Annotated in this window: 14 protein-coding genes and 1 pseudogene; 12 read left to right on the forward strand and 3 right to left on the reverse strand. The window is 69.3% G+C overall.

The window, feature by feature from the left end; all coding sequences use genetic code 11:
* Positions 1–6: 6 nt before the first annotated feature.
* Positions 7–7,086, reverse strand: coding sequence for an FG-GAP-like repeat-containing protein (locus OG799_RS18710; protein WP_406036468.1), 7,080 nt, complete (start codon positions 7,084–7,086; stop codon positions 7–9).
* A gap of 1,601 nt (positions 7,087–8,687) precedes the next feature.
* Between OG799_RS18710 and OG799_RS18715 the strand changes: the two genes are divergently transcribed.
* Positions 8,688–8,837 carry a hypothetical protein gene (locus OG799_RS18715; protein ID WP_406036469.1) on the forward strand — a complete coding sequence of 50 codons (150 nt, stop codon included), beginning with the start codon at positions 8,688–8,690 and terminating at the stop codon, positions 8,835–8,837.
* A gap of 115 nt (positions 8,838–8,952) precedes the next feature.
* On the opposite strand, the gene OG799_RS18720 is transcribed toward OG799_RS18715, so the two are convergent.
* Positions 8,953–12,282, reverse strand: a complete 3,330-nt coding sequence (locus OG799_RS18720; RefSeq protein WP_406036470.1) for a S8 family peptidase — start codon at positions 12,280–12,282, stop codon at positions 8,953–8,955.
* A gap of 125 nt (positions 12,283–12,407) precedes the next feature.
* Here OG799_RS18720 and OG799_RS18725 point away from each other — a divergent pair, with 125 nt between their 5' ends.
* On the forward strand, positions 12,408–13,349 hold the full coding sequence (locus OG799_RS18725; protein WP_406036471.1) for a helix-turn-helix domain-containing protein: 942 nt from the start codon (positions 12,408–12,410) through the stop codon (positions 13,347–13,349).
* An 89-nt stretch (positions 13,350–13,438) separates the two neighbouring features.
* On the opposite strand, the gene OG799_RS18730 is transcribed toward OG799_RS18725, so the two are convergent.
* On the reverse strand, positions 13,439–13,642 hold the full coding sequence (locus OG799_RS18730) for an aldehyde dehydrogenase family protein (RefSeq protein WP_406036472.1): 204 nt from the start codon (positions 13,640–13,642) through the stop codon (positions 13,439–13,441).
* A 246-nt stretch (positions 13,643–13,888) separates the two neighbouring features.
* On the opposite strand from OG799_RS18730, the pseudogene OG799_RS18735 reads away from it, so the two are divergent.
* The 10 genes and pseudogenes from OG799_RS18735 to OG799_RS18780 all read left to right on the forward strand — a co-directional run.
* Positions 13,889–14,185 (forward strand): annotated as a pseudogene (locus OG799_RS18735) (GDSL-type esterase/lipase family protein); the annotation flags it as partial.
* A 256-nt stretch (positions 14,186–14,441) separates the two neighbouring features.
* The gene (locus OG799_RS18740; RefSeq protein WP_406036473.1) at positions 14,442–15,782 is read left to right on the forward strand and encodes an MFS transporter; all 1,341 of its coding nucleotides are present in this window, start codon (positions 14,442–14,444) and stop codon (positions 15,780–15,782) included.
* Between the two features lie 26 nt (positions 15,783–15,808).
* Positions 15,809–16,381, forward strand: coding sequence for a VOC family protein (locus OG799_RS18745; RefSeq protein ID WP_406036474.1), 573 nt, complete (start codon positions 15,809–15,811; stop codon positions 16,379–16,381).
* Entirely contained in the window at positions 16,381–17,157 is a 777-nt protein-coding gene (locus OG799_RS18750) for an SDR family NAD(P)-dependent oxidoreductase (RefSeq protein ID WP_406036475.1), read from the forward strand. The genes OG799_RS18745 and OG799_RS18750 overlap by 1 nt, the downstream gene beginning before the upstream one ends.
* A complete protein-coding gene (locus tag OG799_RS18755; RefSeq protein WP_406036476.1) occupies positions 17,154–18,032 on the forward strand; it encodes a 3-keto-5-aminohexanoate cleavage protein in 879 nt (292 codons plus the stop codon). Before OG799_RS18750 ends, OG799_RS18755 begins: the two co-directional genes overlap by 4 nt.
* A complete protein-coding gene (locus OG799_RS18760) occupies positions 18,029–18,868 on the forward strand; it encodes a hypothetical protein (RefSeq protein WP_406036477.1) in 840 nt (279 codons plus the stop codon). Before OG799_RS18755 ends, OG799_RS18760 begins: the two co-directional genes overlap by 4 nt.
* Before the next feature lie 10 nt (positions 18,869–18,878).
* Positions 18,879–19,883 carry a dihydroxyacetone kinase subunit DhaK gene (locus tag OG799_RS18765; protein ID WP_406036478.1) on the forward strand — a complete coding sequence of 335 codons (1,005 nt, stop codon included), beginning with the start codon at positions 18,879–18,881 and terminating at the stop codon, positions 19,881–19,883.
* An 11-nt stretch (positions 19,884–19,894) separates the two neighbouring features.
* On the forward strand, positions 19,895–20,518 hold the full coding sequence (gene dhaL / locus OG799_RS18770) for a dihydroxyacetone kinase subunit DhaL (protein ID WP_406036479.1): 624 nt from the start codon (positions 19,895–19,897) through the stop codon (positions 20,516–20,518).
* An 11-nt stretch (positions 20,519–20,529) separates the two neighbouring features.
* The gene (locus OG799_RS18775; RefSeq protein ID WP_406036480.1) at positions 20,530–21,423 is read left to right on the forward strand and encodes a 3-keto-5-aminohexanoate cleavage protein; all 894 of its coding nucleotides are present in this window, start codon (positions 20,530–20,532) and stop codon (positions 21,421–21,423) included.
* Positions 21,413–23,128 (forward strand): IlvD/Edd family dehydratase, encoded by a 1,716-nt coding sequence (locus tag OG799_RS18780; RefSeq protein WP_406036481.1) that lies wholly within the window; start codon positions 21,413–21,415, stop codon positions 23,126–23,128. Before OG799_RS18775 ends, OG799_RS18780 begins: the two co-directional genes overlap by 11 nt.
* Position 23,129: the final 1 nt, after the last annotated feature.

Consider the following 23,129-nt stretch of genomic DNA (forward strand, 5'->3'; position numbering starts at 1 on the left):
TTCACGTCACCTTCCCCGCACTTTGCTGATCACGCGGCCTACCGCGATCGCGAGCGCGAGCAGGCTGGCGATGCCGATCTCGATGGACGACTGCGGCGTGGAGACGATGGCCGGACCGGGGATTGAGGCCACTCCTGTTCCGGCAGAGCCAGGCTCGATCCGCGCTGCGTCGCTGATCTTACCGAGTCCGGCGGCGACATCGCCCGGCATGGCGTTCAGACCGTCGCCGACGATGTTCTTGTCCCGCTCCGCGCGCGCCGGTCCCTCCGTGGCCGGCTCCGGCACGTCCTGCCGTCCGTCCTTGTCGCCCCGACCCGGGCTGGGTTTGCCCTGTCCGTTGGGTTTGCTCTTCGTGCTTCCACCGGAGGGCTTGGATCCGCCGCCCTTGCCCTTGCTGGAACCACCCTTGCTCCCGCTGCCCTTGCTGGTGCCTCCGCCCTTGCGTGAGGTGCTGCCCTTGCTATTGCCCTTAGGGCCGTTCCGTCCGCCTGATGGCTTCAGCTTGGGCGTGGGCTTTGGAATTCTGTTTTTGTTTGGGTTTGCCCGAATATCGGCCTTGATCTTCCCCATTTCGCGGGCCTCTTGCCGCGGGTTCATGCGGGGGGTCCTGGCGTAGCGGCCGGCGGCTCGTGCGCTGGTGGCGCCACCGTTGGGTCCGCGGTAGGTCGGGATACGGGCACCCCCGCGTCCCCCGCCGCCGACGGAGCCGCCTCCGCCGACATCCCGGGCGGTCCTCATGAGCCCATCGGGGTCTGAGTAGGTGATGGGGCTGTTGTTGCTGTAGGCGTATCCGTGGAGGGTTTGTGGGTCGCCGTAGTTGACGAGGGGGTCGACGGAGAGGAATCGGCCGGTGTTCGGATCGTATTCGCGGGCGCCGAGGTGTGTGTAGCCGGTGGGGTCGGTGGTGCCGCCGACGAAGCCCTTGTTGTCGGGCCACGTTGCGGGTGGTGCTCCGCGGTCTTCGCCGAAGGGGGTGAGGCGTCGGCGGGTCGCCGTGAGGGTGGCGCTGTCTATGGCGACCTGGTTGGTGCCGTGGTGATTGGCGGCGGTCCAGGTCAGGCCGTCGGGTGTGCGGACAGCGTTCGGGTAGTAGCGGGTGCCGGCGACCTGGCCGGTGGTGTGGTCCAGGTGGTATTCGGTGTCGCCGAGGTAGAGGGTCTTGTCTGTGCCGGGGTTGTCGGCGATCAGTCGGTTGCCGACGGCGTCGTAGATGTAGGTGTGGGTGGTGGCGTCGTTGGCGAGGTGGGTGAGGTTGCCTTCGGCGTCGTAGGTGAGTGTTTGGTTGGGCTTGCCAGTGCTGGTGCGGGTCTTGAGGTAGCCGCCGTTGTCGTAGGTGTAGGTGGTGGTGGGCCCGCCGCCGTTGGTGGTGATGGTGTCCAGGGCGTGGGGGCGGCTGCTTCCGGGTGCGGGGCTGGTGTAGGTGCGGGTCGTGTCGCCGTCGGCGGTGTGGCGGGTGTCGGTGGTGCGGTTGCCGGTCTTGTCGTAGGTGTAGCTGTGCCAGTAGGAGTCAGCGCCGCCGATGATGGCTTGGCTTGGGGTGCTTTGGCAGGTGGTGGCGGTGGTGGTCCAGGCTTCGGTGAGGCGTTGGAGGTAGTCGTAGCCGAAGCACTGGTTGGCGACGACGGTGCTGGCGGTGATTTCGGAGATGCTGGTGATGTTCCCGGCGGGGTCGTAGGTGTACTGCTCGGTGAGTTTGTTGTCCCAGTTGCCGGGGGTCGTTTGGTTCTCGGTTTCGGCTTGGTAGGCGGTGGTTCGGCCAGTGGCGTCGTCGATGGTGGTGGTGAAGCGGGCGCGTGTGCCGCCGGAGCCTAGGAGTTGTTGTTTGACGGCGCCGTGCCAGTAGTACTGGGCGCTGGCGAGGTAGGTGTCGAGGCCGGTGACGCCCGTGAGGTAGCCCTGGTCGGTATAGGTGTTGGTGACGGTTTCGGCGGGCAGGTCGCCCTTGGCGGGCAGGTCAATGGTGGCCAGTGACCCGTCGGGCTGGTAGCCGTACCCGGTGGTGTAGGTGCCGGCGAGGGCGCCCTGACTGGCGGGGATGACGGTGGTCTGGCCGGTGGGCTGGTAGAGATCGGTGTAGCCGGTGGCTTGCTGGGTGTAGTCGCCGGAGGTGTCGTGGCGGGTGGCCGAGGTGAGGTAGCCCTTGGCAAGGGTGTCGTAGGTCCAGCTTGCGCGTAGGTTGCCGGTGGCGTTGTCGTCGCGCAGTTCGGTGAGTCGGCCGAGGGCGTCGTAGGCGTGATAGAGGATTTCGCCGCGGCCGTCGGTGGTGGTGGTGAGTTGGTCGGCGTTGTCGTAGTCGAGGGTGGTGGTGCCGGCATCGGGATCGGTGGTGGTGGTGAGCCGGTCGAGGAGATCGTAGGTGTGGGTCCAGGTGTTGCCGGCAGGGTCGGTGACGGTGGTGAGCCGGTCAAGCTTGTCGTAGCGGTAGGTGGTCTCGTCGTAGGCGCCGGCGGGTGAGCTTCCCTGGTATTGCCGCTGGGCGACGAGGCGGCCGAGAGCGTCCTCGACGAGCGTGACCGGGGTGTCACCGGCGGGCGGGGTGACGTTGGCTCTGTCGCCGTCGTAGGTGACCGTCGTGTTCCACTTTTCGATGCCGAGCGACCACAGAGCGTCACGGGTCATCTGTTCGGTGCCGTCGTAGGTGTAGCGGCGCTGTGTGGGTACGGCGGTGTCGGCGAAGGTGACCAGCGTCCCGGTTGGCCCTGAGGTGCTGTTGTAGAAGGCCGATTCGGTGGCGGTCAGGCCGCGGGAGTCGTATCGCACGTCGGCGATGACCCGCTTGCCGTCCGGTGCGGTGTGCTGAGTCTGTCGTAGGCGCAGTAGCCCGTCGTAGATCTCGAACGAGCTGATCTGGTTGCCATTCGGGCCGAGGATCTTCGATTCCACGAAGCTCGGCGCGGCCTTGGTGACCGAGTAGCTGTACTCCTGGTTGCCGGTGCCGCTGGTGGACCGGCCTGGAAGCCATACCTTCGTCAGCCGGCCCAGGGCGTCGTAGGCGGCGGTGGTGGTCTTGTCGTTGGCGTCCGTGCTGGCCTTCGGCACGCCCAGAGCGGGGTCGAGCGTTGTCGTCGTGTCGTGGGAGGCCGGGTTGGTGGTCTTGTAGCTGTTCAGCAGCCCGTTGGCGCCGTGGGTGTAGGCGGTGGTGGTGGTTCGCCCGAGGGCGTCCTTGGCCGTGGTTTGGCGTCCCCACTGGTCGTAGGCAGCTTCACTGGTGGTGATCCAGTTGGGGGTTGATCCGGTGTACTTGTCGGCCTCGTCGGTTCGGGTCACGTCTCCGACGGCCGGGAGTGCGGACAGGCTGGGGTTGGTGGCGCCGGGTTGGTCGAAGTAGTAGCGGGTGTCGCCGAGCGCGTCGGCGGGGAAGGTTGGGGTGGCCGGGCAGGACACTGCCTCGGTGTGTTCGCTGGCGAGGGGGGAGGCCAGGTAGCGCTGTTGGCGGGCGAGTAGGTCGGCTTTGCCGTCGCCGGTGATGTCGCCGGTGGCGATGAACCAGTCGGTGTCCACGCCGATCAGGCCGGTGGCCATTCGGACGCGGGTGGCGTAGCCGCCGGTGCCGTTGCCGGCGTACAGCCAGACGCCGGCCTGGTCGGCGGCCATGAAGTCGGTTTTGCCGTCGCCGGTGATGTCTCCCCAGCCGAAGGCTTGGCTGTAGGCGTCCCAGCCGGAGGCGCCGATCTGCACGCCGGTAGCGACGCCGCCGGTACCGGTGCCCGGCCACATGACCAGCGCGCCGTTGTTGTTGCGTCCCAGAACATCGCGCTTGCCGTCGCCGTTGAAGTCGCCTGGCGAGAACAGGTCGTAGTTCTGCCAGCTGGTGGTGCCGATCTGGGTCGGGCTGGACAGGTTGGTGGCGTTGTTGTACCGCCAGAGGGTGCCGTCGGGCTTGGAAGCGATAACGTCCGGTTTGCCGTCGCCGGTGAAGTCGCCTGGGGAGAAGATGTCCTGGTAGGCGTTCCAGCCGCCGTCGCCGATCTTCGCCGCAGTGCCGTAGCCGCCGTCGCCGTTGCCGGGTATGAGCCAGAGGGTGCCGTCGGCCGGTCGGCGGGCAATCAGGTCGGTCTTGCCGTCGGCGTTGAAGTCGCCGGCTGGGAAGGTCATGTCGTAGCCGGACCAGTCGGCGGCCACCACAGTGGGGCGCGGGTTGATCGCTGATGGGCCAGTGCCGTCGAAGCGGCGCAGGTTAGCCGTGATGTTGCTGGCGTAGGTGTAGGTGGTGCAGGTCTCGTCGGTGAGGGCAGCGGCGTCGGTGTCGCCTGCGTCGTCGACTTGGGTGAGCAGACCGGTGGTCGGGTTCCAGGTGTTGGTGACTCGGGTCGACCGCCACGTGTTGGTGGCTGCCACCCAGGTGTAGGTCGACTCCTGGGCGGTGCGGTTGATGTACGACGTGTGCGTGGTCGGGATGGCCCAGTCGCTGGAGAGAACCCGCTGCCCGGTCTGGTGCGACACGGGCGTCGAGATCGTCTTCGTCAGGGCCTGCCCGCCTGGGCTGGCGTATTCGATCTCTTCGTGGAGGAAACCGGCTCGCTGTTCGTCGTCGGTCGACACCTGGTTGAGGGAGTTGGTGATGGAGGCTGCCCGGTTCTCACCGCTGTCGGTGTAGTCCTTCGACAGGCCGCGGAAGTACAGGTACTTCGTCTGCGTTTGCGGGCCGCTGGACGGGCCGGTGGTGACGGTGACGGTGGAGTAGCCACGCCAGTCCGCCCACGACCGCTTCGGCAGGAAGGACGCCCAGGTCGCCGCGCCGTCGTCATGCCCCCAGAGCACTGGCGTCGAGGATCCGGCCGTGGAGTAGCTGTAGCTGGTGACGACATCCGGCGAGCCGCCGACGAGGTCCCTCTCCGTGACGGACTTGACGATGTACTTGTGCCACCAGGACCAACCCTCCGGGGCCTGCTGGGGGTAGTAGTACTGGGGAAAACATCGCTTGGTGTTGTTGTCCGGGTCCGGGAACGGCGAGCCGAACGCACAGCCGGGATCGGTGGCCTCGTAGCTCACCACGATCTGCCCGCCTGTCTCGGTACTCAACCCGGCGATGCGCCACTTGCGGGGCTGGGCCATCGTGCCGTTTGGGTCATAGTCGGCGCGCTGGTCAAAACGCACCCCGTTGGGGGTGACCGCCGGCAGGGCGATGCTGCCTCCGTTGGCCTTCCCCGTGCGGGTGATCGATGCCAACCACAAGGCTGGGGACGTGCCGTTGCCCGTGGCCGGGAACTGGTGCGTCACATCCCACTGATCCACCGCGTTGTAGGTGGTGCCGACCCCGGTCCACGTCTGCGACTCGATCTTGGTGAGCCGCCGCGTCGACCAGAATGACGCCGGACCGCACGGGCTCGCCGAGCAGGTGAGGTCCCATGGGGTGTCCGGCCAGTTCGCCTTGTCGTGCGTGGTACACGCTGAGGTCAGGCACCGGTCACTGGTGCTGAACACAATCTTCGCGGGCGCCGTCGTCGTGCCCTCGTTACCGGCGCGCAGGCCGTACTCGATGCGGTCCAGCTGCGCGGCTCGGTCGTACGTGGCGATGGTCGACGTGCTGCCGATGATCCGCTGTTTGTTGTACTCCTTGTTGTAGTAGTAGACCATCGAGTTGCCGTGGGCGTCGACGACGTAGTCCAGGTTCCACCGGTACGCCATCGCGCAATTCGACGCAGCCAACGATGCCGTCGAGAAGCACGGCTCACCGCTGTGGTTGGACACCACCCGCTGGCCCTGCACCGAGTTGGTCCGCGTCGTCGTGCCCGGGAGGAAAGACTGACCGAAGTAGTACTGCGTCCCGTCGTCGGTCGTGATCCGCCACCGCTCGTTGTGCCAGTTCAACGTGATGTCGGTGCTGTTGTCCGACAGCAGCTCGACCTTAGAGCCGTCATCGTCGGCCAGCCGCCACACGCCGTCGCCACCGAGGACGATCTCCGTGGAGCGCCCCTGCCAGGAGATCCGGGCGTTGTTCAGGCGCCAACAGGCATCGGGTAGCCCGTTCGCAGCCGTCCAGTACGGTGTCGTGGGTTCCCTGTCGTCCCAGCACGGCCGGTACGAACGCTCGATGAATCCGGGCTGGTAGTCCCATCCCTCCCCCAGCCACGACGGCTGCACGTTCTCCCCCGCCGTCCGACCATCCACCGAGCCCGAGTTGTAGCCCAGCGACACCTCAGGTTCCAGCTCACCGGGCACTGGCGGACCAGAGATGTCGTAACTCCACGAGAAGTCCGCAGACGACCCACCGGCCGCCCACTGCGACGACGCGCTCAGATCTGTCTTCGAGTAGTCACCGGTGTCCGATGACGAGCCCGTCGAACTCAACACCACAACCGTCTGCTCAGCAGCGGCGACGACAGCCGGACGGTCGTACCCAGCCGCAGCGGCGTCCTTCTCGGACGACACCGGCAGGTCAGGCGTCACCTCCACCTCGGCGCGCAGGATCCCGGCCCGGTAGTCGTTGACCGTGGGCAACGGCTTCGCCTTGAGGCAACTCTCCACCTCTGGCGACGTCAACGCGCACTCAGGAAGCATCATCAACTGAAGCCGGGAGTCCCAGTCCGCCCCGTAGGCGTGCCGGAACGCCGAATAGTTCACCTCGAGCCGGACCCGGCCAACCTCGCTTCGGCCATCCGCCCGCGCAACCTTCACCGCCAGCGGGAACCCAGCCCGTCGGGCTACAGCCCGATCCAGCACCCGCACAGCCACCCGAGGCGGGGCAGCAGCATCCTCTGCGGCGCCTTGAACTGCTTTACCAGGCGCTGGAGCAGCAGGGGCGACCCGTACCGGCAAACCACCAACCGTTGCGCGGGCGGGGAGCCGCCGGGACCCGTCGGTCGACAGGGGCAGATCCACCACCGCTGCACCCACCGACGGCCACGACACCGCCTCTGGCTTGAACAGCTCCATCGCGGGCAGCGCCGACTTCTTGGGCTTCACCGGCGAGACCGGTACCGACCGATCGCGCGCCACCGCACCCGGCGATGGCTTCGGCGCTGCTTGCGCCGGCACGAATGGCAACAACGAGAAGATCACCGCGAGTGCGGTTGGGAGAGCGCCATACCGCGCCAGTCGACCGATATGCGCAATCACCCGCGACGAACCCAGCTCAACGACCACGCGGCGCTCCCCGAATCCACAAACCAAGTGATCGAGGACGATAAGATCACCACATCAGCGCGTCAATACCCGGACACAAGTGGTGAGGACGATTTCTTCGATACAGGGCAGATACGGTCACTGGTGTCACCCAAGGTGATCACTGACCGCCGGTCATCACCTCAGCCGCTCATCGCCGGGAGCAAGCCAGCAGTGGGCACCGAGCGCGCCTCCGGCCACACGACCAACGGGCACAAATCTCTAGCACTACCCCAGAACCAGCCCCCTCGCCACAGGTCGTCGCGTCAGGGTAGGCCCCGCTGTCCGTGATGCCCTCGTATGCGAGCGCGTCCATCATCAGCCACGGCGGCTGATGCTGGGGCTGCCGAATACTGGAGCCGAGCTCGGCTTAACGGCCCATCTGCGGTAGCAGCGGCATGGACTCCTTCGTGAGGGTCAGGCTCAAGGGTGGCGAGTTCGGCCCGTAGGCATCTGGACATCGCGAATGATGTCGCGGCCGCCGGCATCGCGACCCCTCTTCGAGCAGACCAGTTCTTCCGTCCAGGTCGAGGCCCAATCGTCCCTGAGGATCGGGATCAGCGACGTGTTGGTGCGCGGCGTGGCCGGACGCATGTTCGGCCTCCGTCCCGCCCCGGAACAGCGACACCAGCCGGTGCCGGCCCCGTGGCCGCCCCCGACCAGCCGCGGACATCGCCGACGGATGCTCGACCCTCGTCCTCGCCCAGGCAACACGAGGCTCCACTGACTAAACGGCTGATCGCTCGCCACAGTTGGGCAGGTGCGTCCGATTCCTACACGGCGCGGAACACCCGCCGCGCGGCCCGGCCGGCTGCCGACCCACCATGCCATCGAGCAACAGCCTGCCTTGCTGCCGACGGCCCTATGGATGAGCAGCGCCGCCCAAGTAGGGTGACGCCTTCGGTCTTCCCGAAGAGGTCACCAGCCAAAAGGCCCTGCTCAGCGACTTGCAGGTGAGATCGGCGTTCCACTAGGTAGGACCGCTCGGCACGCCCAAACGACGTCACGCAGAGATTCAGGTCGATCAGGAGGCTCCGCACAGGGTCGCTGCGGCGACGGGCGGGGTCGGTGCCGCAGACCAAGCCTTGAGTCGCAGGCGGCTTGACCACTTCGGTCTTCTCTGGGAGGTCACGCCGCCTCGCTCACCCGCATCGTCGCAGGTCAGAGTGCTCTGGCGCGTCGGGCCTTGGTGACCACTTCGGACGCGGTGACCACTTCGCCAAGCTGCACCCAATCTGCACCCACCTGCAAGGCCCGAGCCGCCACAAGTCCCTTACCGCGCTGACCTGCGGATACTCCCCTACCAGGCGACATAGACTGCCGTTGACTGCTGTTCACTGCCGTTGAGCGCAACTGTGTGAAGCAGGACGCTGCGCCGACTCTGACCTGCGAAAACGGAAGACCGCAGGTGGGGGCGGGTGCCGTTGGCCGCCGTTCGGTGCCGTTGAATGCAGTTCAACGCCGTTCAGTGCATCTGGCTGCTCCCAACGAGCTCCCCGATCCCCGGCCCCGCATGGGACCAACCAATCAGCAGCGACAGTCTGCCTTCCGCAGACGAGCCGGAAAATACGTACCTCTGCATCGTGCCGTCCCGGCGCGGACGACACGAGCCGGTCTTCCTGCCCTTCGAGGACGACCGGCTCGCGCTAATCCTCGGCAAGGCGTTTCTGCTCGCCGACGACGGGCGGATCACCTACCCGTCGATCGCGGCCCAGCTGCGCGCACGCCGTTGACCACCAGCCGGGCTCTTGGGGTGACGAGCCGAAACCCATCCGTAGTCACGCGGCCAAGATACGCGTCACCCGCCAGTACGGGTCCGGCCGGCGGACCGGCCGGACCCGTGGACGGTCAGCCCAGCCGGTAGGCCCGAATGATCGTCTCCTTGACGGCGTTACCGTGCACATCCTCGGCGGACGCCCGCAGCGACACGAACCCCCCGGCCGAGTCGGGGTGCCGTACCGTGGCGAAGCCGTCCGCCACCGGCACCCGCTGCCAGGTCGCGCCGTCGTCGAAGGAGACCTCGACGGACAGTTCGCGGACGCGGGCGGTGGTCGCCGTTCCGTCGACCCGGACCGGAAGCGGGACGGTCTGGCCAGCCGGCAGCTGCCCGAGCCCGTCGAGCCGCGGGTCGAACCGGACGGCGAGCAACGGCAGAGTCATGCTCTCCGCGACGTACCGCGACTCGAACGTCCACTCCGCCGCCACCTGGGTGGAGCGGATCGCGCCCGGCACGGTGGTCCGGGAGACCAGCCGGTACTGGCCCTTGTCCGGCCGCACCTGGAAGGCGGCGCTGTCCGGCCGCAGGCTGCCGGTGACGAGGCGGCCATCCCGGTACAGCACCGTCTCGCCGACGCCGCCGATCCACGTCGAACTCGCGTAGTGGCCGGACGCGCTGTCCGACACCAGCGGCACGGAGAAGTTGAGCACGTTCCCGGACCGGACGGACGCGCTGCCGACCACCGGGCCGAGGACCGAGGTGTACCAGTCCTCGTGCAGGGTCCCGCCGTTGGCAATCGTCCGGACGCTCTGGTTCTGCACTTGGAGGAACTTCGGCGCCGTCTGGTACAGCGTCGAGCTCCACCGCACCCCACCCGCGCTGTAGAAGTACGAGGTGAGCCGGCCGGGCAGCGTGATCTCGTCCTTGTTGATGGCCTCGGCTGGCGGGGCGGACGAGCCGGGCGCGACCGCGAAGTCAACCCGGTCGCCGGTGCCCGCGGTACCGGTCGAGCCGAAGTCGGCGGTCACCGTGGCCAGGTCCGCGTCGGTGATCGCCGGGTGCGAGCTGACCGGGCCGGACTGGTTGGCCACGGCCACGTTGCAGACCCGCCGGGAACCGGGGCCGCAGGTGGTGCTGCCAGGTACGTCGCGCAGGTACTGCACCGAGGTGTACGCCAGTCCGGGCACCTCGGCCGGTACGACGTACGCCTCCGGGGCGCTCGCCGCGAACGCGGTCCCGGTGCCGGCGATGCCGAGCGCGGAGCCGGTGTACATGCCGGTCTCGACGCCGTTGAGGGTGACCCGGACCCGCTCACCGGCCCGGGCGTCGAGCACCACCTCGCGGGCGGTGTCCAGGCTGACCTCCGTGGCCGCCAGGGTGAACGACGGGTACCACGGCTCGCGGTCCGGGGACCGGGTCGGGATCCAGGAGTACACCCCGTACCGGCCGGCCGGCAGCTCACCACTGAGCGGGCGGCCGAACGTCATCCCCGAGTACGTGACTCCGGTGTCGAGGTTCGTCAACAACACCGGGAAGCCGTACGTCCGGCCGTTCGTCACCCCGTCCCGGTCGATGGTGCTGACCGTGATCGGCTGGGTCACCGGGTTCGCGTACGCCGACACCGCCGTCTGCACCACGGTGTCGTCGCCGGTGGCGGTGACCCGGGCCCCGTACCGGCCGGCCGCCTGGGCGGTGACCGTGACCTGCGCGGTGCCTCCCGCCGGCACGGTGACGTGCTTCGCGCTCAGTGTGAACGTCCCATCGGGTGCCGCCCGGCCGGCCAGGTCGGTCGCGGCGAGGTCGAGGTCGAGCGTCACCGCGTCCCGGCCGTCATTGCGGTACGTGATGGTGCCGTTCGCCGGCGCGTCGCCGACGGTGAACGGGCCGAGCGTCAGGGTCGGCTGGACCGCGTACACCTGCTGGCGGGTCGCCCGGTTGAGATCGAGCCGCCCGCTGCCCTGCCCGTACACGGTGGCGTCGGCCTGCGGTTCCGCGGCGCCCACCAGCGCCGACTTGAGCCGGTCGGCAGTCCAGTCGGGGTGCGCGGCGGCGAGGATCGCGGCGGCGCCGGTCACGTGCGGCGCGGCCATCGAGGTGCCGCTGGCCTGGATGTACTGGTCGTCGATCGGGTAGCCGATAGTCGTCCCCGCTGCCCGGCCGGCGACGATCGCGTACCCGGGGGCGGTGATCTCGGGCTTCACCGCGTGGTCGCCGACCCGGGGGCCGCGGCTGGAGAACGCGGCGAGCTGCTCGTCGTCGGTGACCGCGCCGACGGTGAGCGCGGCGGCGGCCGCCCCGGGCGCGGTGACGCTCTCGTCGCGGCCGTTGTTACCGGCCGAGATGACGAAGAGCGTGCCGTACTTCGCGGTCAGCCTGTTGACCGCCTGCGACATCTCGTCGGTGCCGTCGGTGGCCCCACCGCCGAGGCTCAGGTTCACCACCTTCGCCCCGGCCGCCGCGGCCCACTCCATCCCGGCGATGATCGCCGAGTTGGGGCAGCCGCTGACCTTGCAGACCCGGCCGATGAGCAGCTTCGCGTCGGGCGCGATGCCGGAACTCCGGCCGGCGCCGGCGATGATCGTCGCGACGTGGGTGCCGTGCCCGACGTCGTCCTTCGTACCGGTCGGGCTGGAGGTGAAGTCCTTCTCGCCGACGACCCGTCCGGCGAGGTCGGGGTGCGTCGGGTCGTACCCGGTGTCGAGGACCGCGACCGTGACGCCGGCGCCGGTCAGGCCGCGCCGCCACACCTGCGGGGCGCCGACCTGCCGGGCGCTCTCCACGTCGTGCGGCTGGGCGACGCCGTCGAGCGACACCCGGGCGATCCCGCCGGCGAGGCTCGCCGCCTGCCGTGGCGCGGTCGGGTTCACCGACTTCCAGAACGCCGCCGCGCCCGCCGTCGGTACCTCCACCGCCTTGCCGCGTACCGAGGGCAGGTCCCGCTCCACCTCGGCCCCGCCGGCGCGCAGTCGCGGCGCCGCGGTGGCCGCCGCGGCCTCCGAGCCGTACGTGACGATCAGCGGCAGCTCGCCGGCCGGCGTGGGCGTACGCAGCAGCGTGGTGACGTCGAACAGCGCCCGGTCCAGCACGCCGGTGTCCACCAGGCGCTGCGCGTCGAACGGCGTGACGGTGACCTGGCCGTGCTCGGTCCGCTGCAGGAACGGCATGCCCTCCCGCCCGGCAGCCGGCTGGAACGTCACCGACGGCGTGCCGGCCTCGTCCCGGACCAGCGTCACCTGGTCGCCGGTGACCAGCGTTGCGGTGCCGGTGACGGTGTCGTCGGCCGGTACGCCCGGCACGATCGCCGCGGGCGTCGCGGCCGTCGTGGTCTCCGGGGCCGGCGAGGCGGCCTGCGCGGGCTGGCCCACGACGGCGGCGCCGACCGCGAGCGCCGTGGTGATGACGGCAGCGGCCGCCCTCCGGTGGGGCCGGATGCCGGCAGGCGGCCGAGTCGTGGGTCTCACGCGCACTCCTCTTGTCCACTTCACTGATCAACGAGTCAGCGCGAGACTGGCACGCGACCTGAAGATCAGGGAAGACTCTGCCGTGGTTGAAATGCGGCACTGCCGCAAAACCAGCAGGAGGCGACGTGTTCGAGGCACTTGGGTTGACCCGCGCCGAGGAGGCGATCTGGCAGACCCTCGTCGACCGCCCACCGGCCGCGGCCGCGGAACTGCGCGACAGTGAGGGCCTGTCGGCCCGCGCGATGGCGGCGACCCTGGCGAGCCTGCGCGCCAAGGGCCTGGTGGTCGCCCTCTCCGGCCGGCCGGTCCGGTACACCGCCGCCGCGCCCGACATCGCGCTGGACGTACTGATCCGGGCCAAGGAGGAGGAGCTGCGCCGTACCCGGCTGCTGACCGGTCAGATCCTGGAGCGGTACCGGTCGGGCCGCCGCGCCGCCGCACCGGAGGACGTGGTCGAGGTCGTCCGGGGCGCCGAGGCCGTGTTCCAGCGCTGGTGCCAGATCCAACGCGCCGCCCGGACCGAGCTGTGCGCGCTGGATCGGCCGCCGTACCTCACCGACACCAACCCGTACGAGGTCGAACAGCTCAGCTCCGGGGTCCGGTTCCGCGCCGTGTACGACACCACCGTCCTCGACCTGCCGGGCAGGCTCGCCGCGATCGAGGCGATGATGCGGCGCGGCGAACAGGCCCGGGTCGGCGCGGTACCGGTGAAGTTCCTGCTCGCCGACGACCGGATCGGCATGATCTCCCTGCAACACCCGGCGACCACGGACGCCGTACTCGTCGTCCATTCCTCGTCGCTGCTGGTCGCGCTCCGGGGACTCTTCGACGCGATCTGGCGCACCTCGGTGCCGGTTGCCACCGGGTCGAGCGGCGACGAGCTCGACGCGGACGACCAACGCCTGCTCACCTACCTCGCCGCGGGGATGACCGACGACGCCATCGCCCGGCAGCTCGGCTGGCATCTGCGTACCGTGCAGCGCCGGGTCCGGCGGTTGATGAGCGAGCTCGGGGTGCGGACACGATTCCAGGCCGGCCTGCACGCCGCCCGGCGCGGCTGGCTGTAGGTTTCCGCGCTGGTCGGTGTCCGTCGACCCGCGTGGAGGCCCGGCCGAACACCCGCGGGGAGGTCTGCGCGTGCAGGTCCGTCCTGTACTCACGGCGACACGTTTGCGGCGACGTACTTGGTCTCCAGGTACTCTTCGATGCCCTCTCGGCCACCCTCTCGTCCGACCCCGGACTGCCTCATTCCGCCAGATAGGGCTGCGGGGTTGGACACGATGCCTTGGTTGAGGCCAACCATCCCGAATTGCGGTGCCTCAACCGCCCGGAAGCTACGCCCCATGTCGGAGGTGTACACGTAGGCGGCGTGTCAGCCGGCTCGACAGCGGCCCCGCCGGGCGGCTCGGCCTGCAGTTGCAGCCTCCACGCCCCGATCGCCCCGTCGTCGACCTGACCCAGGAACGGATCAAACGCCGGCCCGCCCTCGGCGGGCTCATCAACGAATACGAACGAGCCGCGTAGAAGCCCAGCCCAGACCGATGATGACAGGGTTTTGGAACCCCACAGGCTACCCAGAACCAGCTGAGCAGTTACGGAGCAGCTCACCCATAGGTACCCGCAGATCATCCAGCCCGCCCACGACGCAGGTCTCCCGGTTATCGGAGCCACGATCGGTCCGTTCCAGGGCTGGTCGAGCTGGACGCCGGAACGCGAGGCGGTCCGGGTGGCGGTCAACGGCTGGATCCGGACGTCCGGCGCGTTCGACGCGGTGGTCGACTTCGACCAGGTGCTGCGCGACCCGGCACAGCCGGAGCGGATGGTGGCGGCGTACGACTCGGGTGACCACCTGCACCCGAAGGACGCGGGTTCCGAGGCGATGGCGGCGGCGCGGACCAGCAGGCAGGCACCCGTTGCGCTCGTCGCCGGCGGATCGCGCCGGTCCGGGTTTCGGCGATGTGACAGTGAAGTTGCGGGTGGGTACCGATCATCGGGACACGTTGCTTGCCTGGGAAGCCGTGCTGCGCGGAGTATCTCGCCACCAGACAACGTTCCCGCAGGCCAGCGGCACCTGCTGAGCCGCGGGCGAGTACGGAACTCTCGCGCAGACCAGAAGGCAGCTCCACCCACCCTTCCTCGCCGACCCCAAAGGTGGACCCATGACCGACGACCTCGAGACCAGAGTCATCCGAAAGCTGATGAGACGGTTCCTGCCGTTCCTCGGGCTGTGCTACATCATCCTGTACCTGGACCGGCTCAACATCGGGGTCGCCGCGCTGACCATGAACAGCGACCTCGGCATCTCCGCCACGGCGTTCGGTTTCGCCGCAGGGATCTACTTCTGGAGCTACTCGCTGCTCGAGGTTCCCAGCAATCTGATCCTGGCGAAGGTCGGAGCCCGGCGATGGATTCCCCGGATCATGGTGACCTGGGGAATCGTCACCATCGGCATGGCCGCCATCCAGGACGAAATCAGCCTCTACGTCGCGCGGTTCCTGCTGGGCGTGGCGGAAGCCGGATTCTCGCCGGGCGTGCTGTTCTTCATGACGCTCTGGTTCCCGGCGCGGGTACGCGGTCGCGTCTTCGGGACGCTCGTCGCCTTCATCGCCGTTTCGGGGGTTACCCTTCCGCTCTGCGCACACATTCTGCAGTTCACCGATGGCATGGCCGGTCTCGCCGGATGGCGCTGGCTGTTCATCCTCACCGGGATCCCCGCGATCCTGCTTGCGGTCATCTGTTACCGGGTTCTCGTCGACAAGCCCGCGGATGCCTCCTGGCTCACCGACCACGAGCGCCAATGGCTGGTACGAACTCTCGCCGAGGAGCGGGAGAGCCACGCGCGGCAGGGCCACCCGCTTTCGCCGATCCGGGGTTTGACCGATCCGCGCGTACTGGTCCTGGTCGTCGCCTTCAGCTGCGTCACCTTCGGGTTGAACGGCTACAGTTTCTGGCTGCCGCAGATCCTCAAGACCTTCGGGGCCGGCACCCTCCAGATCGGCTGGCTGGCCGCCGTTCCGCCACTGCTCGCGGTCGTCCCGATGCTGCTGTGGAGCCGGCACTCCGATCGCGTGGGCGAACGGGTCTGGCATTTCGCCCTGCCCGCCGGAGTCGGCGCCGCCGGCTTCGGCCTGGCCGCCGTCTCCCTGGACCGTCCCGCGCTGGCGATGGTCGGGTTCTGCATCGCGGCGATCGGCATGTACACCGCGTTGTCCGTGTTCTTCCTAGTGCCCTCGGCCTTCCTCAACGGAGTGGCGGCAGCCGCTGGCCTGGCACTGATCAATGGGCTCGGCAACATCGGCGGCTACTTCGGTCCCCAGGTGACCGGCATCCTCAAGGATGCGACGGGCGGATTCGGCGGAGCCGTCGCGGGGTACGGGGTCGCGCTCCTGATCGCCGGGATGATCGTGGTGGCGTTGGGCCGCGCCCTGGCCCGCGGGACCGCGCCGACCGTAGGGCCCGTCGTCAGCCAGCCCGCACCCGTCTCCGGGGCGAAGCCATGAGCGGCTTCCTGGGCTCGGTACGGCAGGTGGGCTACGTGGTCACCGATATCGAACGGGCGATGGACCACTGGGTGAACGTGCTGGGAGTCGGGCCCTTCTTCTTCACCCCGCGGCTGACGCTCCACGACTTCCGCTATCGCGGTTGCCCCAGTTCGCCCGAGGCCAGTGTCGCGCTCGCGCAGAGCGGTGACCTGCAGATCGAGCTGATCCAACAGAACAATTCCGCCCCGTCGGCGTTCCGGGAGTTCCTCGACACGTACGGGGAGGGGCTCCACCACGTCGCGTACTGGACGGAGCGGTTCGACTCAGACCTGGACCGGTTGCGCGGGGCCTGCGGAGAAGTCATGCAAACGGGCCGGTCGGGCAGCGGCGGTCCCGACGAGCGGTTCGTCTACCTCACCGCGGCCGGTCAGCCCGGCGCCGTCATCGAGCTGTCCGAGGTCAGCGGCACGAAGGGCGCGTTGTTCCGAGGAATCGCGGCGGCTGCCGTGGACTGGGACGGCAGGGATCCGATCCGGGAGATGAGCACTGCACTCGATCACGCCCGACACGTCGGCGATCAGCGGTCGGGTGCCGAACGCATCGGGGGAGGCCACTGATGGACGATCCAGGAACCGCCATCGTGACGGGCGGCGCCTCCGGCATCGGACTGGCCACGGTTCACCGGCTGCTCGTCGAGGGGTGGAGCGTCGTCGCCGCCGACCGGGATCCCGACGCCCTTGAGCGGGTGGAGCCGCCTGCCGATGCCCGGCTCCACCTCGCCCGGCTCGACGTCACGGACGAGCGGGCCGTCGACGCGCTGGTCAGGACGATCGCACCGGACGTCGGGCCGATCCACGGCGTGGTCAACTGCGCCGGGATCGGCAATGGTTCGCCGTTCCTGGACACCTCGGCGCAGACGTTCCAGCACACGCTCCAGGTCAATCTCGTCGGCACGTTCCTCGTCGGCCGGGCGGTCGCCCGGATCATGAGGGATTCCGGTGGTGGCTCGATCGTCAACATCGCCTCGGTGTCCGGGCTGCGGGGCAGTCCCGGGCGGACGGCGTACAGCGCCTCCAAGGGCGGGGTGATCGCGCTGACCAACGTGATGGCGGTCGAGCTTGGCGAGTACGGCATCCGGGTGAACTGTGTCGCGCCTGGTGCGACGGACACCCCGCTGGTCCGCGCGGTGCACACGCCGGAGGTCCGGGCGGCCATCACCCAGGCGGTGCCGCTCGGGCGCTATGCACAACCGGAGGAGATCGCGGGCGCGATCAGCTTCCTGCTGGACGCGCAGCGGTCCAGCTTCGTGACCGGGCAGACGCTCGGTGTGGATGGCGGGCAATTGGCCGGCGCCGGCTGGAGCCTGCCCCGGCGTTCGGAGGTGATCGGGTGAACAAGCTCATCATCGAGGTCCGGCCCAACGAGTACGCGATGCGGGACGAGAACCCGCACGTGCCGTGGACCCCTGAGGAGATCGCGCGGGACGTCGCGGCGTGCGCCGAGGCGGGCGCGTCACTGGCGCACTTCCATGCGCGAACGCCGGCGGGCGGCGCGGCCCACGACGCGGAGACCTATGCGGAGATCATGCGGGAGATCCGGGCCCGCTGCGACATCCTGCTCGGTCCGGTCCTGGCGAATTCCCCGGGCGCCTCTCCCAGGCAGCGGCTGGCCAACGTCGTGGACAACCTGTCCGATCCGGCCACCACTGCGGACGTACTGGCAGTCGACACCGGCTGTGTGAACATGGACCGCTACGACCGTGTGGCGAAGCGGTTCGAGAGCAAGGACCGGTCGTTCGTCAACGACATAGCCACGATCGAGTTCCTGCTCGACCAGGCCCGGGCGCTGGGCATCAAGCCCGGGCTGGCCTCGTTCAACGTGAGTTGGCTGCGGACGATCGAGGCATTCCTCGACATGGGGGCGCTGGCGGAACCCGCCCTCGTCGAGATCGTCCTGGGTGGCGACGAGTTCATCGCGGCGCACCCGGGCACGGTCGCCGGGCTCGAGGCGCAACTCGCCTTCCTGCCTGCGAACCGGCGGGTGGAGTGGGGCGTGCTCACCCATGGCGGGAGTGTGCTGGACGTCGCGGCGACCGCCATCCGGCGCGGCGGACACATCGCCGTCGGACTGGGTGACCACCCGTACGCTGAACTCGGTTGTCCGACCAACGCCGACCTCGTACGGCACGTGGTCGAACTCGCGCGGAGCCTCGGCCGGGAGGTCGCCGACGTTGCCGAGGCCCGCCAGATCCTGGGCATAGCCCGATGACCGCGGACACCAGCACCGCCCGTCGCACCGTGGTGCTCGAGTATCCGGGCGGCCGCGTAGTCGTCATGGACTCGATCTCCTTCGCGACCGACGAGGACGCGGGGAACATCATCGTCACCGGGTCCCACTGTGGCGCGAGCGCGGGCGAGTACGCCCGCGGGGTCGGGGTCGCGTGCGTCGTCGGCAACGACGCCGGACTCGGCAAGAACAACGCCGGGATCGCGGGCCTGCAGGAGGTGGACGCCGTGGGGATCCTCGGGGTCGCGGTCGGCCACACCTCCGCACGCATCGGCGACGGCATGGATGTCTGGGAGACCGGCGTGATCACCTTCGTCAACGAGACGGCCCGGTGCGCGGGCCTCAGCGTCGGCGGGCTGGTCCGCGACCAGCTTCGTGACTACCTGGCCCGCGCGAACACGCGGGGAAGGGGATCGGCGATGCTGAGGACCGTCGTGTACGAGGCCGGGGGCCGCAAGGTCGTCGTCATGGACAGCATGTCCCTGGTACGGCCGGAGGATCGCGATCAGGTGGTGGTAGCCGCCTCCAATGGCGGGATGGCCTCGGGCGATGCCGCGCGCGCCCACGGCTGCGCCTGCGTCGTCCTCAACGACGCGGGGTTCGGCAAGGAGGACGCCGGCGTGGCAGGGCTCAAGGCGATCGACGCCGATGGCATCCCCGGCGTCGGGGTCGGTCATCTGTCCGCTGAGATCAGCGACGGGCTCGACACCTGGGAGAACGGAGTGATCTCCTATGTCAACCGGGCAGCGGAGCGGGTGGGGTTCGTCGTCGGGGACCGGGTCGAGGGCGCCGTCGTGGCGTACCTCGGACGCAGGTGAGGGAGAGCGCGTGCCCGTACAGCAGTTCGTGAACGATCCGCAGAACTTCGTGGCGGAGGCGCTGGAGGGTCTCGAGTACACCCATCCGCACCTGATCCGTTGGAATCGCGAGCCGAGCTTCGTGGTACGCCTGTCCGATGCCCCGGCGCCGAAGGTGGCGCTGCTGTCGGGCGGCGGCTCCGGGCACGAACCGCTGCACACGGGGTTTGTGGGCCACGGCATGCTCGACGCTGCGGTGCCGGGCGAGGTGTTCGCCAGCCCCACGGCGTACCAGATCAAGGCCGCGACCGACGCGGTCGACCGCGGTCACGGCATCGTCCACGTCGTGAAGAACTACACCGGTGACGTGCTCAACTTCTCCATCGCGGCCGAGCTGGCGACCGATGATGGCCGGAAGGTCGAGACCGTGCTCGTCGATGACGACCTCGCCACGGACAGCGCAGCGGACGGGGGTCCCGGCCGTCGCGGCACGGCCGCCGTGGTGGCCGTCGAGAAGATCTGCGGGGCGGCCGCCGAGCGCGGCGCGGACCTCAGCCAGGTGGCCATGCTCGGCCGCCGCGTCGCAGCCGCCGCCCGCACCATGGCGCTGGCCTTGGCTCCCTGTACGCACCCGGGGCAGCAGCGACCCTCGTTCGACCTCGACTCCGGGGAGATCGAGCTCGGCGTCGGCATCCACGGCGAGCGGGGCATCGGCCGCCGGCCCTACGGCCCGGCGCAGGACCTGCTCGGCGAGCTGACCCGGCCGGTGATCGAAGCGCTCGGACTGCGTCGCGGCGACGCGGTGATCGCCATCGTCAACGGGCTCGGGTCCACCCATCCGCTCCAGCTGTCGTTGGCCCATCGGGAAGTGGTGCGGATCCTCGGTAGCCACGGCGTCACCGTCGCACGGTCGCTGGTGGGCTCCTACGTGACGGCGCTGGACATGGCGGGCTGCTCGGTCACCCTGCTGCGCGCCACCGATGAGCTGTGCGGCTTGTGGGACGCCCCGGTGCGCACCCCGGCCTTGACGTGGTGAAAGGACATTCCTTGGACGACACACTGGATTCCGCCGGGGCCGTGCGGTGGATCGAGGACTTCATCGCGCGCTTCGAAGCCGACCGGCAGGAGTTGGCCGAGCTCGACCGGCTCAGCGGCGACGGCGACTTCGGTACGAATCTGACAGCAGCGCTACGGCGGGTCCGGACGGCGCTTGCGGACGGGCCACCTGGCTCGGTGAGTGACGTCTTCGCCCGGGTCTCGACCGCGTTCCTGCACACCGGTGGCACCAGTGGCCCGCTCTTCGGCATGTGGTTCCGGGAGTTCGCCCGCGCCACGGCCGAGCAGGAACCCGCCGATCTGGAAGCGGTGGCGACCGCGACCGGCGCTGGAGCGGCCACCGTGCGGCGCCTGGGCGGGGCGGAGGTGGGACACAAGACCATGGTCGACGCGATGGTGCCCGCCGCGGACGCCCTGACTGCCGCATCCGCGGAGTGCACCGGGCTGTCCGAGGGACTACGGCGGGCCGCCGGCGCCGCCCGTGCAGGCGCACAGGCGACCGAGGCCATGGTGGCCCGCAGGGGACGGGCGAGTTACGTGGGCGAAGCCGCCCGCGGCGTACTCGATCCCGGTGCGGTCACCGTGGCGCTGTTCTTTGAAGCGGGCGCGCGGTGAGCCCTCGCAAGGTGATTGTCACGGTGGCGCCCACCGGCGGCCTGCTGACCAAGGAACACCACCCGAACCTGCCGACGCAGCCGAAGGAGATCGCCGACGACGTTTACCGGTGCTACCAGGCCGGAGCGAGCGTCGCGGCCCTGCACGCCCGGCGGGAGGATGACGAGGCCACCTGCGCTGCGGACGTCTACCGGCGGATCAACGATCTGATCCGGGACCGGTGTGATGTCGTGCTGAACAACTCGACCGGTGGTGGCACCGACGGCGACATGGTTGCCCGGACCGTCGACGGCCGGTACGAGGTGCGCTGGGCGGAGCGGCTGAAGGGCCTGGACGGCGGTGCCGAGATGTGCACGTTGGACGCGATGACTACCTCCGCCACCGTGGCCGGACGGGAAACAGTGATGGTCACCTCGCCATCGCAAAGCCGTGAGCTGGCCGGGTTGATGGCCAAGAAGGGCATCAAGCCCGAGTGGGAGGCCTTCAGCCCCACCCACATCCTGCAGGAGATCACCACGCTGATCGGCGAGGGCTGGGACCGGCCACCGCATTTCGTCAACCTCGTGCTCGGCCTCGAAAAGGTGTTCCAGGGCGCGATACCGTACACGCCTAGGGTCCTGCAGGACATGGTGGATCTCCTGCCGGCCGGCAGCCTCTTCAGCGTCAGCGCGATGGGGCCGGCGCAACTGCCCGCCACCACGCAGGCGCTCCTGCTCGGCGGGCACGTCCGGGTGGGGTTGGAGGACAATCTCTGGTACGCGCCGGGCATGCTCGGCACCAACGTCCAGTTCGTCGAGCGGGCCGTGCGTATCATCCGCGAACTCGGCATGGAGCCAGCCACGCCGGCCGAGGCCAGGGAGATGCTCGGTCTCACCGATCCGAAAGGTGACGCCGATGCCCGATGAGCTGCGTTCGCACGCCTGGTTCTCCGCCGAGGGGGTCAACGGTTTCGCACACCGGTCATGGATGAAGAACGGAGGTGTCCCGCACCGCATGTTCGACGGGCGCCCAGTGATCGGGATTTGCAACACCTGGTCCGAGCTCACCCCCTGCAACGCGCACCTGCGCGGCGTCGCGGACGCGGTCAAGCGGGGCGTCTACGAGGCCGGCGGATTCCCGGTCGAGTTCCCCGTCATGTCCCTCGGCGAGACGATCATCCGGCCGACGTCCATGCTCTTCCGCAATCTCGTGAGCATGGACGTCGAGGAGTCAATCCGCGGCAACCCGCTGGACGGCGTCGTGCTGCTGTGCGGCTGCGACAAGACCACGCCGGCGCTGCTCATGGGCGCGGCCAGCTGCGACCTCCCCACGCTCGTCGTCTCCGGCGGTCCCATGCTCACCGGCCGTTTCCGCGGCCGGCCGGTCGGCTCCGGCACGACCGTGTTCGCGATGGCCGAGGACGTCCGCGCGGGACGGATGAGCCAGGACGACTTCCTCGCTGCAGAGGCCTGCATGTCCAGGTCCGCCGGGCACTGCAACACCATGGGTACGGCGTCCACCATGGCGAGCCTCGTCGAGGCGCTCGGCATGGGCCTGCCGGACAACGCGGCGATCCCCGCCGCCGACTCGCGACGTCTCGTACTCGCCCAGGACGCCGGCCGCCGCGCCGTGGAGATGGTGCGCGAGGACCTGCGCATATCGCGGATCCTCACCCGCCAGGCGTTCGAGAACGCCATCGTCGTCAACGCCGCCATCGGCGGTTCCACGAACGCCGTCGTCCACCTGCTCGCGCTTGCCGGGCGGATCGGCGTACCACTCGAACTCGATGACTTCGACCGGCTCGGGCACGCGCTGCCGCTACTGGTCGATCTGATGCCCTCCGGCAGGTTCCTCATGGAGGACTTCTTCTACGCGGGCGGCATCCCCGCGGTCATCCGGGCGCTCGGCGACCGCATACACCGGGAGGCATTGACCGTCACCGGACGTACGATCGGCGCGGAGACCGCGGATTCGCCCTGCTGGAACCCGGAGGTGATCCGCGGTCTGGACGCTCCGGTCAAGGAGCGGGCGGGCATCGCCGTGCTGCGCGGCAATCTCGCGCCCGGCGGCGCGGTCATCAAACCCTCGGCCGCCACACCCGCCCTGCTGAAACATCGGGGCCGCGCGGTCGTCTTCGAGAGCGTCGAGGACCTAGCCGCCCGGGTCGACGACCCTGACCTCGACATCGACGAGAGCTGCGTCATGGTGCTGAAGGGCGCCGGTCCGCGCGGTTACCCGGGCATGCCAGAGGTGGGGAACCTCCCGCTGCCGCGACGGCTGCTCGCCCGCGGCGTCACCGACATGGTCCGGATCTCCGACGCCCGGATGAGCGGCACCGCGTACGGCACGGTGGTGCTGCACACGGCCCCCGAGGCGGCCGTTGGTGGCCCGCTGGCCCTCGTCCGCGACGGGGACTTCGTGGAACTCGATGTGGAGGCCCGCCGCCTCCACCTCGACGTACCCGACGCCGAACTCACCCGCCGGGCCGGCGACTGGCGACCCCCCGCTCCGGCCGCGGCCGGCGGATATCAGCGTCTGTATGTCGACCACGTGCTCCAGGCCGACCAGGGGGCCGACCTCGACTTCCTGGTCGGATGCCGGGGCGCCGACGTCCCCAGGGACAACCACTAGG

The sequence above is a fragment of the Micromonospora sp. NBC_00898 genome (assembly GCF_045207895.1).
GTDB lineage: Bacteria > Actinomycetota > Actinomycetes > Mycobacteriales > Micromonosporaceae > Micromonospora.